The organism is Rhodococcus koreensis, assembly GCF_017068375.1.
GTDB classification, from domain to species: Bacteria; Actinomycetota; Actinomycetes; order Mycobacteriales; family Mycobacteriaceae; genus Rhodococcus_F; species Rhodococcus_F koreensis.
This window is the reverse complement of the sequence record NZ_CP070609.1, coordinates 5,682,777-5,701,626: the sequence shown is the minus strand read 5'-3', so window position 1 is coordinate 5,701,626 and position 18,850 is coordinate 5,682,777. Positions and strand designations below refer to the sequence as shown.

General features: G+C 69.9%; 3 protein-coding genes. All 3 read right to left on the bottom strand.

Annotated features, from left to right (window positions below):
• Window positions 1-90: 90 nt before the first annotated feature.
• The 3 genes from JWS14_RS26105 to JWS14_RS26095 all read right to left on the bottom strand — a co-directional run bounded on the left by JWS14_RS26105 (window position 91) and on the right by JWS14_RS26095 (window position 18,653).
• Window positions 91-342, bottom strand: coding sequence for an MbtH family protein (locus JWS14_RS26105; protein WP_005244517.1), 252 nt, complete (start codon window positions 340-342; stop codon window positions 91-93).
• Entirely contained in the window at window positions 339-1,685 is a 1,347-nt protein-coding gene (locus tag JWS14_RS26100) for a lysine N(6)-hydroxylase/L-ornithine N(5)-oxygenase family protein (RefSeq protein WP_095863247.1), read from the bottom strand. The genes JWS14_RS26105 and JWS14_RS26100 overlap by 4 nt, the downstream gene beginning before the upstream one ends.
• Before the next feature lie 162 nt (window positions 1,686-1,847).
• Window positions 1,848-18,653 (bottom strand): non-ribosomal peptide synthetase, encoded by a 16,806-nt coding sequence (locus JWS14_RS26095; RefSeq protein WP_095863246.1) that lies wholly within the window; start codon window positions 18,651-18,653, stop codon window positions 1,848-1,850.
• Window positions 18,654-18,850: the final 197 nt, after the last annotated feature.

The following is an 18,850-nucleotide window of genomic DNA, read 5'->3' as shown; positions in this document are numbered from 1 at the left end:
CTCTCGGCCGTCGGCCGGGCGCGACCGCCGGAATCTCACCGGACGGTCGTCCCGGCCCACAACGTCGCCGAAACGCGGGCGACGAGGAGGTCAGCTCTTGTCGACGCTGTGCCGTCCGCCCGACTTCTCGTCGGCCTCCATGGCCTCACGCAGGCTCTTCGGCCGCATGTCGGTCCAGTTCTTCTCCACGTACTCGAGGCAGGCTGCCCGGCTTTCCTCGCCGAAAACCACGCGCCAGCCTGCCGGCACCTCAGAGAACGTGGGCCACAGTGAGTGCTGGTCCTCGTCGTTCACCAGCACGTAGAAGCGGCCTTCTTCGTCATCGAATGGATTGGTGCTCATCTCGCCTCGCTTGTCGCATACGTGTCCTGTGCGTTCACACTAGCAAGCGTGCCGTTGCTGCCACGCCTTGTTACGACAGATGTAACGATCTCTCCCGCCCGCACGGCAACGTTCGACAGGAGCGACGACGTGATTCCGTGCGTTTTCTCCGTGCCGCCCTGCAGATAGATTCCCGCTGTGACGTCCGGCGAAACCGCCAATCGGTAATCTCGGCCGACTTCCCGGGGCGGGTGGGTTTTCGGCGCCAGTTCGCCGAGCAGCGGCTCGAGGGGAGCGGGGGTGAAACCGGTGGCCAGAATCAGTGCGTCGCAAGCAAGAGTGTCGGTGAGGCCGTCCACACCGCTGCGCACCGCCACCTCGATTCCGTCCGAAGTCTCGTCGACGGCAATGATCTCCGACGCGCGGCGCATGAACAGCCGGCGGCGCCCGCGCACGCGTTCCTGGTACTCGGTCGCGTACAGCTCGTTGATGAGCTCGATGTCGACCACCGAATAGTTAGTACTCCTATGGACATCCAGCAATCGCAGACGCTCCCCCTCCGGGGCGCCGTGCAGGTCGTCCACGGCCTCCGGATCGAAGATGCGGTTGGCGTACGGACTGTCGTCGGCCGGGCTGTAGCCGTAACGCGAGAAGACGCTGTGGACTTCGGCTTCGGGGTAGTTTCCGTGCAGGTACTGGACGATCTCGGCGGCGCTCTGACCCGCTCCGAGGACGACGAACCGCTGGTGAACCGGGGCCGGCATCTCGCCGAGCCGGAACAGGAATTGATGGTTGTGGAAGCACCGCGCAGAGGGGTTGGCCCACTCGGGGATTCGTTCCCGCAGACCCGCGCCGACCACGACGTTGCGTGCGATCACCGTGGAGCCGTCGGCGGCACGGACCTCGAAACGGTCGATCACCCCGTCGTCGCCGCGGATTCCGCGTACCGCCTCCACCGTGGTGCCGTACCGCACGTCGGCGTCCACTCGGCGTGCCGCCCACTGCAGGTAGTCGTGGAACTCGTGACGAGTCGGGAAGAACGTCTGGTGATTGACGAAGTCGACGAGGCGACCCTGATCGAAGAGGTAATTGAAGAAGGTGAATGCGCTGCGCGGATTCCGGAACGTCACCAGATCCTTGGGAAACGCGATCTGCATGGTGGCGCCGTCGAGCAGCATTCCGGGATGCCACCCGAATCGATCCTGCTTCTCGAAGAATTGCGCGCTGATCCGCTCGCGCGGGGGGCACTCCGCGTTGTGTTCCTCGATGGCAATGGCCAGTGCGAGGTTGGCGGGACCGAATCCGACACCCACGACATCTCGCACCGGGAGATCTGTACCGACCGTTTCCGGCGATTCACTCATAGCTCGTTGTCCGTCCTCGACGCCGCGCCGCACCCGACCCAGCCGCCGTCTGTCTTCCGGCAAGATAGTGAAGCCTATCCTTATTTCGAGCACAGTACCAAGCACTTCCGGCCCCCGAGGCGGCGAAGTCCGCCCCAGAACTGCGATCTAGATCACTCTTGATCATCGGACGCCTTGCGCCCATGCGGTGACCAGCGCCGACAACTCCGACGCCCAGCCACGGACCTCCTCGGCATCCAGCACATCCGAGGAGAAAGAGAAATATGCGTGGACGGGTCCGCCGCCGATCGGCTCGTAGAAGCTCAGCGTCAGATCCGAATCCGGCACACCCACCGGCACCGGCATGAAGCCGCCCAGCGCGTCGAGGTGACCGAGCCTGGCCTGCTCGTGATGAACGATCATGACCTGCGGACGAAGCACCGGCGTGTCGCCGAGCGCCTCCACCACGTCGGCGAAGGCCACGTCCTGGTTGTCCAGCGCGTCGAGATTTCCAGCGCGGATACGCTGCAGCAACTCCACGGGATCGGGATCACCACTCGTATCCGTTCGCAGCAGAACGATATTGAAGAAGCAGCCGACGAGCGCGTCCAGCGTCTCCTCGGTGCGTCCCGCGACGAGCGACCCCAGCGGGATGTCCGTGCCGGCGCCGTGCCGGGTCAGCACGGTCGCGAGCGCCGCCTGCAACACCATGAACAGGCTGGTGCCCGTGTCGCTCGCGAACTTCGTGACCGCGCTGTGCAGTTCCGCGTCGATCTCGACGGGCACGATCTCCGCCGTCCGCGGTCCGCGAATGCCCGGGGCGGGAAGTTCGAGCCGGGACGGCATCCCGTCCAGCGTCTCGCGCCAGTACGCGAGCTGACGGGACCGGCGGCTGTCCGGGTCCCCGGGATCGCCGGCGAGTGCCTGCGACCACACCACGTAGTCGGCGTATCCGACGGGCAGCGGGTCCCATTCGGGTTCGCCGCCGTGTGAGCGGGCGGCGTATGCGCCCATCAGGTCACCGAGCAACGGCACCACGGACCATTCATCGACGGCGATGTAGTGCATCGCGAGGAGCAGCGCCTGGGTGCCGTCCGCACCGGTCACCAGATGCACCCGCAGCGGTGCGTGCTCGGTGAGGTCGAGGGGTGCCTGCGCCAACTCGAAGACCGTGCGGTGCACGTCCCCGTCGTCGACGTCGACGAGTTCGAGGGCGGGCCGCACCGCCTCCTGGGCGAACACGGTGTCCCCGACCTCGACGTACACGGTGCGCAGCGGTTCGTGCCGCGTCGTGACGTCGTCGAGAGCCTGCGCCAGGATCTCGGGGTCGACGGTGTCGCGAAGCTGCAGCGACAGTGCGTGACTGGCGCGGGCGTCGGCGCCCGCCGCCCGGAACTGCTTCCAGAACCTGCGTTGCGGCCCGGACAGCGGAAGCGTCTCGGGCCGGGGGTCCGACGCCGTCAGCACCGGCCTGCCGGTGGACGCGGCCGCCGCGACGATCGCGGAGAGTTCGGCCACCGTGGAACTGTCGAACACGTCCCGGATGCCGATGTCGACGGCGAACCGCCCACGGATCCGGCCCACCAGCCGCATCGACGCCATGGAGTTACCACCGAGGTCGAAGAAGTTGTCGTGGATGCCGACCGACGGCAGGTGCAGGATCTCGGCGAACGCTGCGGCGATCTCCTTCTGCTCCGGCGTCTGCGGAGTGCCGTCCCCGGTCAGGGCCGACCAGTCCGGCAGCGGCAGCGCCTTGCGGTCGAGTTTCCCGTTGGGGGTCAACGGAAGTTCGCCGTCCAGCACGACCACGAGAGTCGGCACCATGTAGTCGGGCAAGCGCGCGGCGGCGTGTTCCCGCACTGCTTGCGGATCGATCTGCCCGGCCCCGTGCCCGTCGGCCGGGGTGACGTAGCCGACGAGGCGGACGATGTCGCCGGACCGATCGGCGACGACCGCCGACTGCTTCACGGCCGGATGGCTTCCGAGGGCCGCGATGATCTCGCCGAGTTCGATGCGGAACCCACGGATCTTCACCTGGTCGTCGACGCGTCCGAGGAAGTCGATGTTGCCGTCGGCCCGCCAGCGCGCCCGGTCACCGGTCCGGTACATGCGGGTGCCCGCGTCGCCGAAGGGGCTGGGCACGAACCGGACCGACGTGAGGTCGGGCCTGCCGAGATATCCGCGCGCCAGTCCGCGGCCGGCGATGTACAACTCGCCCGCCACCCCCGGCGGCACCGGCTGCAGGCGGTCGTCGAGGACGTACGCCTGTTCGTTGGGGTCCGGGATGCCGATCGGCACAGCGGAGTTCCACCCGGGCTCCGCCTGCCACAACGTGTTGTTGACGGTGGCCTCGGTGAGACCGTAGGCGGCCAGCAGGTTGAGCCGCTCCGCCCACCGTCCGATCAGTTCCGGCGGCACGGTCTCCGTGCCCACCAGCACGGTACATCCCTCGGGGACGTCGCATCCGGACGGCAGCGCCGCCAGCAGGGACGGCGGAATGATCGCGTGCGTCACGGAATGCGCGGCCATGAAATCGGTGAGTTCCGGTCCGGCGACGCGGGACTCGTCGGGCACGATCACCACACGGGAGCCCGTGCAGAGCGCCATCGACAACTCGAAGACCGCCACGTCGAATCCGATCGACGCGAACTGCATCACCACCGAGCCCGGGACGAGTTTCATCCGCTGTTCGGCGGTGGCGACGAGGCTGGAGATCCCGTCGTGAGTGAGGATCGCGCCCTTGGGTTTACCGGTGGAGCCCGACGTGTAGATGACGTACGCGGCATGGTTCAGGCCCCGCGGGGGCTGCGGCACCGGTCCGTCGAACCCGGCCTCGAGCTCCGTGACGACGGACTCGTCGTCGAGCAGAACGCGAACGAGGCCGTCGGCCTCCGCGATGCGCGGGCTCTCCCCCACCGTGGTCGCCAGCACCCGCGCCGCGGAGTCGGCGAGCATGTAGGAGATGCGGTCGGACGGGTGGTTCAGGTCGAGCGGCAGGTACGCCGCCCCGAGCTTCAGCACCCCGAGCACGACCGCCACCATCTGCGAAGACCTCGGGACCGCGAGACCCACAACGTCTTCGGCCGAGACGCCGCGGCGATGCAGCAGCGCGGCGATCCGGTCGGCGCGGGCACTCAGCTCCGCATACGTCACCTCGCCCGCGGCGTCGACGACGGCCACAGCGTCGGGGGTCGCGGCGACGTGGCGCGCGAACGCCTCGTAGAACGTCTCCTCCGCCACCGGCTGTGCGGTGTCGTTGAACCCGTGCACCACCAGTTCACGTTCGTCGCCGAGGAACACGTCGAGGTCGCCGATGGCGCGCCCCGAGTCGGACGCGACGGCGCCGAGCACCTCGACCTGCCTGCGCGCGATCTTCTCCGCGGTGGCCTTGTCGAACAGGTCCGAACCGTATTCGAGGCGCAGTTCGACCCGGTCGTCGTCGAGGTACTCGGTGAAGTTGAACACCAGGTCGAACTTGGCCGTGCGTTCCTCGAACACCACCGGGGTGAGGGCCGATCCGGCGGCCTGCGCCGAATCGGACGTCCGGCTGTGGTAGCCGACCATCACCTGGAACAGCGGGTTCCGGGCCAGCGTCCGCGCCGGATTCACCTTCTCCACAACGGTTTCGAACGGAACGTCCGAGTGCGAGAAGGCCGCCAGGTCGGTGTCGCGGACCCGGGCCAGCAGCTGGTCGAACGTGGGGTTGCCCGACACGTCCGTCCGCAGCACCACGGTGTTGACGAAGAACCCGATCAGGTCGTCGAGGCCCTGTTCGCTGCGGCCGGCGACCGGTGCCCCGATCGGCAGATCGTCGCCCGCGCCGAGACGGTGCAGCAACGCCGCCGACGCCGCGTGCAGCACCATGAACATGCTGGTCCCCGACGTCCGCGCGAGCGAACGGAGCGCCCGCGTCGTCGCGGCGTCGAGCGTCGCCTCGATGGCGCCGCCCGCGAAGCTGGGCCGCGCCGGCCGGGTGCGGTCGGCGGGGAGCACCAACTCCTCCGGCGCCCCGTCGAGGGTCTTCGCCCAGTAGTCGAGTTGACGGCTGACGAGGCTGGACTTCTCCTGCGGGTCACCCAGGACGTCGCGCTGCCACAGCGTGTAATCGGCGTACTGGACGTCGAGCGGCTCCCAGCCCGGTGCCGAACCCTGCGCGCGAGCGGCGTACGCCGTCATCAGGTCCCGCAGGAACGGCCGGTCCGACCACTCGTCGGTTGCGATGTGGTGCAGCACGATCGCCAGCACCTGCTCGTCGCCGACCCGGATGAGGCTCGCGCGCACCGGGATCTCGGTGGCCAGGTCGAACGGCCGGCCGACGGTCTCGGTGACGAGCCGGACCAGATCGGCCCCGGTGCCGTCCACGACCGCGACGTCGGGGCGGACGTCGTCCAGGATCACCTGCACGGGTTCCCCGTCGTGCTCCCCGAACACGGTGCGCAGCGACTCGTGCCGCGACACCACGTCGGTCAGCGCCTGCTCGAACACCTCCGGGTCGAGTGCGTCCCGCAGTCGCAGGACGATCGGGAAGTTGTAGGCGACGGCGGGGCCCGCCCCATCCTGAACCGACGCCCCTTCCATCTGCTGCAGGAGCCAGAGGCGTTGCTGCGCAGCGGAGAGCGGCAGATGCTCGGGCCGTGGCCTGGCCGCCAGCACCGGACGCGTCGACGCGGTGTCGTCGCCGATCCGGGTGGCGAGTTCGGCCACCGTCGGCGCCTCGAACAGGTCGCGCATGGTGAGGTCGGTGTCGAGCGCGGCCCGTGCCCGGCTGATCAGCCTGGTGGCGAGCAGCGAGTGACCGCCGAGGTCGAAGAAGTCGTCGTCGACCCCGGGGGCGGGAACGCCGAGGATCTCGCCGAACAATTCGGACAGCACCCGTTCGGTGTCGGTGCGGGGTTCGGTGCGCGCACCGCCGCTCCGGCCGAGCACGTCGTCCGCGGACGGCAGCGCCTTGACGTCGAGTTTGCCGTTGACCGTCATCGGCAGCCTGTCGACCTCGATGACCGCGGCGGGCACCATGTAGTCCGGCAACGTTGCGCGCAGCGCCTGTGAGTACTTGTTAACGTCCGGCGGTTGATAAGTACTCACGGGTACGGCGTAGCCGACGAGCCGCTTGAACCCGCCCGGCCCCGAGTCGACGACGACCGCCGCCTGGCGCACGCCGTCCAGCGCTTCGAGCGCCGAGGCGATTTCGCCGAGTTCCACCCGGTGACCGCGGATCTTCACCTGATCGTCCGTGCGGCCCAGGAAGTCGAGGTTCCCGTCGTCACGCCGGCGCACGAGGTCACCCGTCCGATACATACGTACGGATTGACGGAACGGGTCGGCGACGAAACGCTCCGCCGTCAACGCGAACCGGTCGAGGTAGCCGCGGGCCAACCCCACCCCGGAGATGTACAGCTCACCGGGAACGCCGTCCGGAACCGGACGCAACCAGGCGTCCAGCACATAGGCGGACGTGTTCCAGATCGGTGTGCCGACGGTGGGCGTCGCGCTGTCGGCGGTGCCGGCACCGAGCGTGTTGATGGTGTACTCGGTGGGACCGTACAGGTTGTACCCGCACGTTCCGTCCGTGTCGCGCAACCGGTTCCACACCGAATCCGGCACCGCCTCGCCGCCGAGGAGTACGAGCGGCGGCCGGTGCCGCCCCGGACCGTCGTCGAGCAGACCCTCCTCGATCAGGTGCTGCGCGTACGTCGGTGTCACGTTGACGACGTCGATTTCGTGGGTGTCGCAGTAGGCGACGAGCGCCTCCGCGTCACGCCGCAGGTTCTCGTCGCAGATGTGGACCTCGTGTCCTTCGACCAGCCACAGCAGTTCCTCCCACGACATGTCGAACGCGAACGACACGGTGTGCGCGATCCGCAGTCGCCGACCGCCCGCCGCGGCGACGACCGGTTCGAAGATCGCCTCGCGATGGTTGAACTGCATGTTGGTCAGTCCGCGGTACGGGGTGACGACGCCCTTCGGCTTGCCCGTGGACCCGGACGTGTAGATGACGTACGCCGGATGGTCCAGGCGCCCCGGGGTTCCGGGCGCGAAACCGCCGAGTTCGGCCTCCGACAGCGGTGCGGACGCGACCGCGCCGAAGTCGAGGGTGTCGACGGCCAGCGTGTCGACGGTGGCCGCGGCGAGCGTCCCGGCGACGTCCGACGTGGTGACCATGACCGTCGGCCGGGCGTCGTCGAGCATCGCGACGAGGCGCTCGGCCGGATGGTCCAGTTCGAGCGGCAGGTACGCGGATCCGGTGCGCAGGACGGCGAACAGCGCCACCACCATCTCCACCGTCCGCGGCAGTGCGAGCGCGACGATCCGTTCCGGTCCCGCGCCGCGGCCCAGCAGCAGCCGGGCCATCCGGTTCACGTCGGCGTCGAGTTCGGCGTAGCTCACGGCGCGGTCCCCGAACACGAGGGCCGTCTCGTCGGGACGGACGAGCGCCGCGTCGGCGAACAGGTCGGCGATGGTCGCGTCGGGCAGGGCTTTCGGCTGGATCGGCACGGGTGTTGCGGCACCGGCGATTCCGCCGACCATGCCCGACAGGTCCGTGGACCACTCCTCGAGCACGGTCACGTACCGCGACAGCATGCGTTCGACCCGCGACTCCGAGATCTTCTCCGGGTGGAACTCGAACTTCACCTTCACGCTCACGCCGGGTGTCACGACGACCGTGACCGGGTAGTGCGTGTGGTCGATGCTGTCGCCACCGCTGATGTCGTGCGCCGCGTTGAGCGCCGACACCTGCTTCTCGTCCACGAAGTTCTGCAGCACGTAGAGCACGTCGAACAGTTGCCGGTGCTCGGAGACCCGCTGGATGGAGGCGAGCCCGAGGTAGTCGTACGGGGTCAGCGCCAACCGCTCGGACTGGATTCGCCGCAGCAGGTCGGCGACGGTCTCGTCGGCGCGCAGTGTCGTCCGGACGGGGACGGTGTTGAGGAACATGCCCGTCACCGCGTCGATGCCCGGGACCTCCGGTGGCCGTCCGGCCACGGTGGTGCCGAACACGAGGTCGCGGCGTCCCGTCTCGATGCCGAGTACGACCGCCAGCGCGGCGTTCAGCACCGCGTTGAACGTGACACCGGCGCCGCGGGCACCGGCCCGGAGCCGTTCGCTCAGGTCCTCGGACAGCACCGCGTCCCGGCGCTGCGGTGGCTCCGGCTCCCCGGTGATCGTCGCGGCGAGCAGTGTCGGCTCGTCGAGCCCGGCGAGGGCGTCGGTCCACGCCGACTGTGCGGCGTCCGCGTCCCGGGTGGCCAGCCACTGCAGGTAGTCCTCGAAGGACCCTTCCGGGGCGGCGAACCCGGTGTCGTCGCCGCCCGATTCGTACAGGGCGAGCAGCTGGCTGACGACGAGACCGTTGGACCATCCGTCCCACAGCAGGAACTGCCGGTTGATCACCAGTCGGTCGTGGGAATCACCGAGTCGCAACACCATTGCCCGCCACAGCGGCGGGGCGGTCAGGTCGAACGGTGTCAGCCGGTCCTGCGCCGTCAATTGTGCGGCGTAGGAGTCGCGTTCGGTCTCGTCGAGTTCGCGCAGGTCGAACTCGGCGACGGGCACGTCCAGTCCGGTGCCGAAGAACTGCACCGGCGCGGGCAGGCCCGCGCTGACGAATCCCGCTCGCAGCGTGGGGTTGCGGCGCTGCAGGGTCCGCAGCGCGGCGGCGAGCCGATCGGTGTCGAGGCGGTGCTCGAAGTCGAGGGAGAACTGTGCCGTGTAGATGTCGGTGCCGGAGTCGAACCCGGCCTGGAAGTACAGGCCCTCCTGCAGTGGCGACAGCGGCAGCACCGTGTCGACCCCGCTCGGGCTCGTCTGGACGATCCGGTCGATCTCGTCCTGCGTCAGCGTCACGAGCGGCAGGTCGGACGGCGTGAGCATCGCCGGTCCGTCGTGTGCTGCGGCGGCGTCGGCGAGTTCACGAAGGGCGGCCACCCAGCCGTCGCTCAACGCGACGGTGTCGACCTCGCTCAGGTCGGCGTCCGACCAGGCGAACACGGCCTGCAGTTCGGTGCCCTCTGCGGATTCCTCGCACAGCGCGTTGATCACCAGCCGGTACGGACCGCCGAGGTCGGCGTCGGGATCGGTTGCCAGGAAAACGGATTCGACCGCGGGAGTCCAGGGCCCGGGCGCGACGTGCGGCATGCGGCCCAGGTAGTTGAACAGCACCTGCGATTCGGACCGTGCCGCGAGGAGACCGGCGGTGCGCGCGTTGACGTACCGCAGCATGCCGTAGCCGATGCCGCCGTCGGGCGCGCCGCGCAACTGTTCCTTGACGTCCTTGAGCGTGTCGAATGCGCCCGTCCGGCTGCGCAACCGGACGGGGGTGACGTTAGTGAGCCAGCCGACCGTGCGGGAGAGATCAACGCCTTCGGCGAGTTCTTCGCGCCCGTGCCGCTCGAGGTCGACCAGCAGGTCGTTCTCGCGTCCGCGCTCGGCGAGCCAACGGTCGGCCGACAGTCGCAGCGCCGCGAGCAGCACGTCGGTGACGTCCGCGCCGACGACGGCGGGCACGGTGGTCAGCAGGGCCGTCGTCAGTTGCCGGTCCAGGCGGACCGTCCGCCGGGCGCCGCTGCTCACGACGGCATGCCCGTCGGTGCCGGGCACCAGGTCGGCGCCGGGTTCGGTGACCCGCAGCCAGTGGTCGAGTTCGGCCAGGCGGGCCGGTTCCTGCGCCTGCTCGGTAACGATGCGGGCGAATCCGCGCAGCGACGTGGGCACCGGGTCGAGTGCCGCGTTCTCGCCGCTGTCGGCGGCCACCCACGCCATGGCGAGGTCCTCGATCAGGGTCCGCCACGACACCCCGTCGATCACCAGGTGGTGCGCGACGAGCAGCAGCCTGCCCAGTTCCTGCGGGCCGGCGTCGAACCACACCGCCGACAGCATGGTGCCGTCGTCGGGGTTCAACCGGTCGGTGGCGGCGTCGGATTCGCCTGCCACCGTCTCGCGCAGCGCGTCGGCGTCGAGTCCGGTGACGTCGACGCGGCGCAATGTCACCTCGGCGGTGGCGGCGATCTCGAGCGACCACACGCCCGGTGCGTGCCGGGTGAGCGTCTGCCGCAGGCCGTCGTGGTGAGCGATCACCGAATTCAGGGCCGACGTGAGGACGGCACCGGTGGTACCGGCCGGTGTGTGCAGCAGAACTGCCTGGTTGAAGCGGTTCTTGCTGCCACTCCACTCGGACAGCCGGTGGACGACGGGCAGCGGCGGCAGAACGCCGATGCCCGACTCCTCCACCCGCGGCGTCTGCGGGACGGCCGTGGCCGCGACCAGTCGCGCGAGCGCGGCCGGCGTCCGTTCTTCGAAAATCTGCCGTGGGGTGACGGTGATCCCCTCCCGGCGAGCGAGATTCACCAGGCGGATGGCGAGGATGCTGTCTCCGCCGAGAGCGAAGAAGTCGTCGTCCACGCCGACGGTCCCGAGACCGAGAACCTCGGCGTAGTGGGCGGCGAGCACAGCCGCTGAGCCGCTCGCCACGACCGGCCCGGAGCTCGCCTGCGCCGAAGTCATGTGCGCGGAGAAGTCCGGTGCGGGAAGGGCTTTGCGGTTCAGCTTGCCGCTGGGGCCGAGCGGGAATTCCGCCACGTTCACGAACGCGACGGGCACCATGAACTCCGGCAGCGCCGAGGCCAGGCGCGCACGGACGTCGTCGAGATCGGCGTCCCCGACGACGTACCCGACCAGCTGTTGCCGACCGGGCCGGTCCGAGCGCACGACGGCGGCGGCCTGCCGCACGCCGGGGCAGGCGGCCATCTGGGCTTCGATCTCGCCCAGTTCGATCCGGAAGCCGCGAAGCTTCACCTGATCGTCGATCCGGCCGAGGTACTCGACGGCACCGTCCGCGTCGACCCGTGCGACGTCACCGGTCCGGTACATGCGGGTCCCGGCGCGGGAGAACGGGTCGGCGACGAAGCGCTCCGCGCTCAACCCGGGCCTGCCCAGGTAGCCGCGGGCCAGCTGCGGCCCGGACAGATAGAGCTCACCGGCGGCGCCCGCGGGCACGGGCTGCAGGTACCGGTCGAGCACGTAGAGTCCGGTGTTGGACGTCGGCAGACCGATCGGCACGGACGGCGCGGCCGCGTCGATTCCTTGAACGGACGCGGCATAGCTGACGTCGACCGACGCCTCGGTGGGACCGTAGAGGTTGTCGAGTTCCACCCCGGGCAGGAGTTCGGCGACGCGCCGCGCGGACGCCACGGGCAGCGCCTCACCGCTGCACGAGATGATCCGCAGACCGGTGCACCGGGCGGCGGCCGGCTCGGCGAGGAACACCTCGAGCATCGAGGGCACGAAGTGCACGCGCGTGATCGACTGCCGCACGATGACGTCGGCGAGGTACGCCGGATCCTTGTGACCGTCCGGCCGGGCCAGCACGAGCGTCGCCCCGGCGAGGAGTGGTCCGAAGAATTCCAGCACCGACACGTCGAAGCTGGACGGTGTCTTCTGGAACACGTTGTCCGAAGAGGTGATCGGGCGGAACCGCTGAACCCACAGCAGGCGGTTGACGATGCCGGCGTGCGGCACGACGACCCCCTTGGGCCGTCCCGTCGAGCCCGACGTGTAGATCACGTAGGCCGGGTGCCGCGGTGCGAGCGGGACACCGGTCAGCGGCTCGGGCGAGTACCGGTCGGCGTCGGACACCCAGACCTCCGGGACGCCGGACCCGGCAAACGCCACGGTGCCGTCCGTGAGCACGCACACCGGCTGCGCGTCGGCCAGCATGTACGTCAGCCGGTCCGCGGGGTACCCGGTGTCGAGCGGAACGTACGCGCCGCCCGCCTTCCCGACCGCGAGCAGCGCCACCATCAGATCCAGCGAACGCGGCAGTGCCACTGCGACCTTCGACTCGGGCGCCACCCCACGCTCGACGAGCAGCCGGGCGAGGCGGTTGGCGCGCGCGTGCAGTTCCGCGTACGTGAGGTGGTCGTCCTCGAACACGACGGCGACCGCGTCCGGTGTGCGCTCGGCCTGCTCCTCGAGCAGGGCCGTCACCGTCGTGTCGGGGAACTCCACGTCGACGTCGCGCAGTGCGGCCGCGATCGGCTCCCGCGACGCCAGCGGGACGGCGGACACGGTCTGGTCGACGTCCCGGGTCAGCTCGGCGAGATAGGCGATCGTCGACTCCGCGAACCGGGTGGCGGTCGCCGCATCGACGCGGGCGGCGTCGTACTTCAGCTCGAGCGTCAGCGCGTCACCGGGCACCACGATCAGCGTCATCGCGTACGGCGGATGCTCGTCGAAACGGATGCCGGTCAACTGCACCGCACCCGTGGGATCCGCGACCGCGCCGTCGCCGAGCGGATAGTTCTCGAACACGACCAGCGTCTCGAACAGGTTCTGCAGTCCCGCTTCCCGGCGCAGCTCGGCCAGTCCGAGGTACTGGTGGTCGAGCAGCGTCGACTGCTCGTGCTGCCACCGGGCGAGGGTCCCGGCCACCGTGTCGGTGGCCCGGTACCGCAGCCGGGTGGGAACGGTGTTGATGAACAGGCCGACCATGGTCTCGATGCCGGGCAGGTCGCCGCCGCGGCCCGACACCGTCGAACCGAACAGCACGTCCTCGCGGCCGGTGAGGCGGCCGAGGACCAGGCCCCACGTGCCGTGCACCAGCGTGCTGAGCGTCAGTCCGCGGGCCCGGCCCACCGCGGTGAGGGCGGCGGTGTCTTCCGACGGCAGCGCCACCCGGACACTGCGGATCCCGGACTCCCCCTTCGTCGTGGACGTCGGGAGTTCCACCGGCTCGGGAGCGTCTGCGAGCGCCTCCCGCCACACCGCGAGCGACGCCTGACGGTCCCGCGTCCCCAGCCATTCGAGGTAGTTCCGGTAGGGCGTCGGCATCGGCAGCGCCTGCGGCGTCCCCTCGACGCTGTACAGCGCCATCAGCTCCCGCAACATCACCGGCACCGACCACCCGTCGGCGACGATGTGGTGAATCGACTGCAGCAGAAGAAACTTCTGCGGCACATCCCCCGTCGCTTCGCTCGCCCCGGGTTCCACCCGCGCGAGCGTGTAGCGCAGCAGGGGTCCGCGGGCGAAGTCGAAGCCCCGCGCCCGGTCCGCCGCCAGCACCTCTTCCACGCGCGGCGCCGGATCCGCGACGCCGGTGAGATCGAGTACCTCCATCGGCACCCGGACGTCGTCGCAGACCACCTGGACCACCCGGCCGTCCGACACCGCCCGCACACCGACGCGCAGGGCCGCGTGCCGGTCGACGACCGCCTGCAGTCCGCGGTGCAGCGCCGCGGCGTCGACGGGCCCGGTCAGTTCGATCACCTGCTGCACCACGTAGGGGTCCGTGCCGGTGTCCTCGAAAGCCGACTGGAAGTAGATGCCCTCCTGCAGCGGTGTCAGCGGCAGCACGTCGGCCGCCCCCGCCAGCGCGTCCACATCCGACTGGGCCAGCGAGACGAGCGGGAAGTCCGAAGGCGTGTGACCGCCGAGGCCATCGACCCCGGCGAGCACCCGCAGCACCGCGGTCCACTCGTCGGCGAGGGCCCGGACGGCGTCGCGGGTGAGCACACCGGGAGCCCACGTCAGCGTCGTACGCAGCACCGGACCGTCGGCGCCGTCCTCGGCGATCACGTCGAACGCGAGGGCATGTCCGAGCGGCGTCCGTGGGTCTTCGGCGCCGCCCATCGCCCGCGGCAGCCAATCGGCGCCGTCGGCGGACGTCACCCGTCCGAGGTAGTTGAACAGCACCTGGGGTGTCGGCGCCTGCCCGAGTTCCGGTTTCGGCACGCCGAGGTAGCGCAGGGCGCCGTAACCGAACCCGGCACCCGGGATGCGGCGCAACTGGTCCTTCACCGCCTTCAGTGCGTCGGCGATGCCCGCCTCGTCCGCGGCCGCACCGGGGTCGAGCACCACCGGGTAGACGGTGGTGAACCAGCCGACGGTCCGGGAGAGGTCGAGGGCGGGTCCGTCGGTGCGGCGCACGAGGTCTTCCTCGCGTCCGTGCCCTTCGACGTCGAGGAGCAGGGGGCCGGGTTCGCCGTCCCGCCACCTCTGCAGCGCCACCGCGAAACCGGTGAGGAGCGCGTCGTTGACGTGGCCGTGGAACGCTGCGGGCACGGTGGAGAGCAGCGGCCCGGTGAACTCCGGAGACAATGTCACCGTGAGGGTGTCGGCGTCACCGGCGAGGTCGAGGGCCGGATCGAGCGCACGCGATCCGAGGAGCGGGTCTGCAGTGGCCGCGACGTCCGCCCAGAACGGCAGTTCGTGGTCGAACGCGCCCGACTTCGCGTGCTCGTCCAGCAATTCGGACCAGCGGCGCAGCGACGTCCCGACCGGAGGCAGTTCGGGGACGCCCCCGGCCGCCGCGGCGGTGCCCGCGCGGGCGAGGTCTTCGAGGATGATGCGCCAGGACACCCCGTCGACCACGAGGTGGTGCCCGATCAGCAGCAACCGGCCGGACCCCTCGGCGGCGGAGAAGAGGACGGCCTGCAGCATCGTGCCCGCGTCCGGGTCGAGCCGTGCGACGGCCGCCCTGGTCTCGCTGTCGAGTTGCTCGGCGCTGCCGTCGAATTCGACGACCCGGAGGATTCCGTCGACCGCCGCCGGGGACGGTTCGGGCACGGAGAGTGTCCAGCGGTTACCCCCGCGGCGGAGGCCGCTTCCGCTACCACGGACCAGCGTCGCGCGCAGGGCGTCGTGCCGCTCGAGCACCGCCGCCAGAGCCGCCCTCGCGGCAGGTTCGTCGAGGGCCGCCGGAGTCTGCACCAGCACCGACTGGTGGAACGCGGCGATCTCGCCGCCCCTCTCGGCGGTGCGCGCGACGATCGGGGTGCTGCGGACGTCACCGACGGCGACGTCGTCGGAGTCCACGGCGGCCGCGGTCCGGCCGTCCTGGACCCGGGCGAGCGCCTCGGCGGTGCGGAGCTGGAAGATCTCCCGTGGGCTGATCGAAAGCCCTTCCCGCCGAGCATGGTTGACCAGCTGGATCGCGACGATGCTGTCGCCGCCCAACGCGAAGAAGTCGTCGGTGACGCCCACCGATTCCACCCCGAGGACACCGGCCATCAGCGCACACAGGGTTTTCTCGGCGGCGGTGCGGGGCGCGACGTTCTCGCCTGCCGCGCCGAGGTCCGGCTCGGGCAGCGCCCGCCGGTCCAATTTTCCGTTGGGGGTGAGCGGGAACCGATCGAGGACGACGAACGCCGACGGCACCATATACTCCGGCAGCTTCGACGACGCCCAGACCCGCAGTTCCGCGACGTCCGGCACCGAATCCTGCTTCGCCACGACGTAGGCCGCGAGATACCGTGCACCCGACGGTGTTTGCCGCACGACGACGGCGCTGTGCCGGACGGCGGGATGCGACACGATGCCCGCCTCGACGTCCTCGAGTTCGAGCCGCATGCCCCGGATCTTCACCTGGTTGTCGGCGCGGCCGAGGAAGTCGAGGGTGCCGTCCGGCGCCCACCGGGCGAGGTCGCCGGTCCGATACAGCCGGGAACCGTCGTCCGCGAACGGGTTGGCGACGAAGCGGGACGCCGTCAGCTCCGGTGCGTCCACATAGCCGCGCCCGAGGAGGAATCCGCCTGCGTACAGTTCACCGCCGGTGCCGAGCGGCACCGGGTTCAGGTGGTCGTCCAGCACGTACAGCTGGGTGTTGGGGTTCGGGCGCCCGATCGACGTCGCTATCCGCGCGGCGTCCTCCCGGTAGATCACGTGCGATACCCCGATCGTCGCCTCCGCCGGACCGTAGCCGTGGTACATCGTGATGGCCAGTTGCGCTCGGAACCTCTCGAACAGCCGGGGTGTGAGAACCTCACCGCCGCACCACACGTGCTTCAGCGCCGACATCCGGTCCGTGCCCCGGGACAGGTCGAGCAGCACGTCCAGCATCGACGACACGAGGTAGACGAACGTCACCGACTCGCGCGCGATCAGGTCCAGGAGATACTGCGGGTCCCGTTCCCCGCCGGGCTCGGCCACCACCAGCCTGGCACCCGCCACCAGCGGCAGCAGGATCTCGTTCACGGAGATGTCGAAAGACAGCGGCGCCTTGAACAGCGACGCGTCCGAAGGCCCGAATCCCAGGATCTCGTCGCGCTGCCACAGCAGTCGCGCGCAGACGGCCTCGTGCCGGATCATGGCCCCCTTGGGCCTGCCCGTCGAACCCGACGTGAAGATGACGTACGCCAGCCGCGCACCCTGCACGGTCACGGCGGGCGGTTCGGTCGGCTGCCCGGCGTGCGCCCACGCCACGAGGTCGACGGGCACGGCCCGCTCCCCCGCGTCGGTGACCCCGCCGGGGCCGGTGAGAACGAGGGCGGCCCCGGCGTCGGCGAGCACCGACGTCCGGCGGTCCTCCGGCCACGACGGGTCCAGGGGCACGAACGCCCCACCCGAGCACATGACGGCGAGCAGTCCGATCACCATTTCCGTGGAGCGCGGAAGGCCGATCGCCACAACAGTTTCCGACCCGACACCGCGGTCCAGGAGGTGGTGGGACAGCTGCGCCACCCGCTCCCCGAGCTCCCGGTAGGTGAGCCGGACGTCGCCGGCGATCAGGGCCTCGGCATCAGGCGTCCGCGCCACCTGGGCGTGGAACAGTTCGGGGACCGTCACGGATTCCTGCGGGGACGCGGTGTCGTTGAACTCCACCAGCAACTGCCGGCGCTCGGCCGCGGTCATCGGATCGAGCGACGCGATGGGCTGCGCCGGGTCGGCGACGATCTGCCCGACGAAGTGCTCGAGCCGACGGTGGTGTTCCTCGAGTTCGGCCCCGAGACCGGCCGGGGCCCGGAGGTCGATCTGGATGGGCTCCGAATCCTGCCCACCGCGGATCGAGAAGTCGAGGTCGCGGACCGGTCCGGTCGCCGAACCGCGCACCCACGCCGGGAATCCGCCGAACGTCAGCGAATGCTCGAACATCATGGAATTGATTCCGGGACCGAAGATCTGGCGGTCCGGGTCGATCGACCGCAGTTCGCGGGCGAGGTCCTCACCGCGGTAACGCCCGTGCCGCAGCACCGAGATCAGCGTCGTGTCGATGCGGGTGGCGAGCTCACCCACCGTCATCTCGGGATCCACCTGCACCCGGAGCGGCAGGATCGTCGAGCACATCCCCGGGATGCGGCGCAGTTCGCGCCCGACCCGCGCCGTCATCGGCAGCGACAACGTGAGGTCGCGGCGGCCGGTGAGCCGGTGGATGTATGCCACGACCGCGGCGAGCGGCAGCCGGGTGCGCCGGATCCCGGCATCGGAGGCGAAGGCGTAGAGCGCGTCGGCGTCGTCCCCGTCGATCTCGACGAGGGCGGAGATCGGCGTCCCGGAGTGGTCGACGACCTGCGGGAGCAGGCGGGGCGGTTCCGGCGCGTCGACGACCTGCCGGATCCAGAAGTCGCGGTCGGATTCGAAACGCTCCGAGGCGCGGTAGTCGCGATCGGACGCCACGAGGGAGTCGAGCGGCCACGGCGCCGTGGACGTCTCGAGTTCCGGATGGTCGTATCGATGGACGACGTCCGCCACGAGCAGGGTGATGCCGTACCCGTCGATGAGGCTGTGGTGGTAGCGCTGGTACCAGATCACCGACTCGTCTCCGGTGCGCAGCAGGGCGTGTCGGAACAGCGGTTCGTCGCCCTCGATGTCGACGACCGTCTCCATGTCGCGGTCCATCCACGCGCGCGCACTCGCTTCGGGATCCTCTTCGCGGCGCAGGTCGACGACGCTCAGGGTCCACTCGCCGGGCGCTGTCGGCACCTGGAGCAATTCGTTGCCTTCACCGCGCTCGAAGCGCACGTGCAGGGCGTCGGCCCGTGCGACGGTCTTCCGAATCGCCGCGACCGTCCGGTCCAGATCGATCGGGCCCGCGACCTCCACGACGAGCGAGAGGTTGTAGACCGGGCTGCGCGGGTTCAGCTGCTGCCCGACCCACACCTCGGACTGCGCGGCCGTCACCGGCAACGCGACAGGCGTCGAACTGGCGCCCATCGAGGAAGAAGCGCTCTCAGCCGAAAGATGCTGAAGGCGAGCAGCCGCCGAGTGGTCCGGAGACATGGGTGATCCGATCGTCCGTCGAGAGCGCCCGTCCAACGACGGGCACCCGAGGAAGTTTAGGTTAGGCTACCCACCAGCAACAAGCCGGTTGCCAGCAAGTTCACAGGCGATGGTTATCACGGCGGCAGTTTCGGTTCAATCTCCCCGGCCGCGTGTCCCCCGCACTGCCAACAGAATTCCCCGCGCCAAAGCGGTCA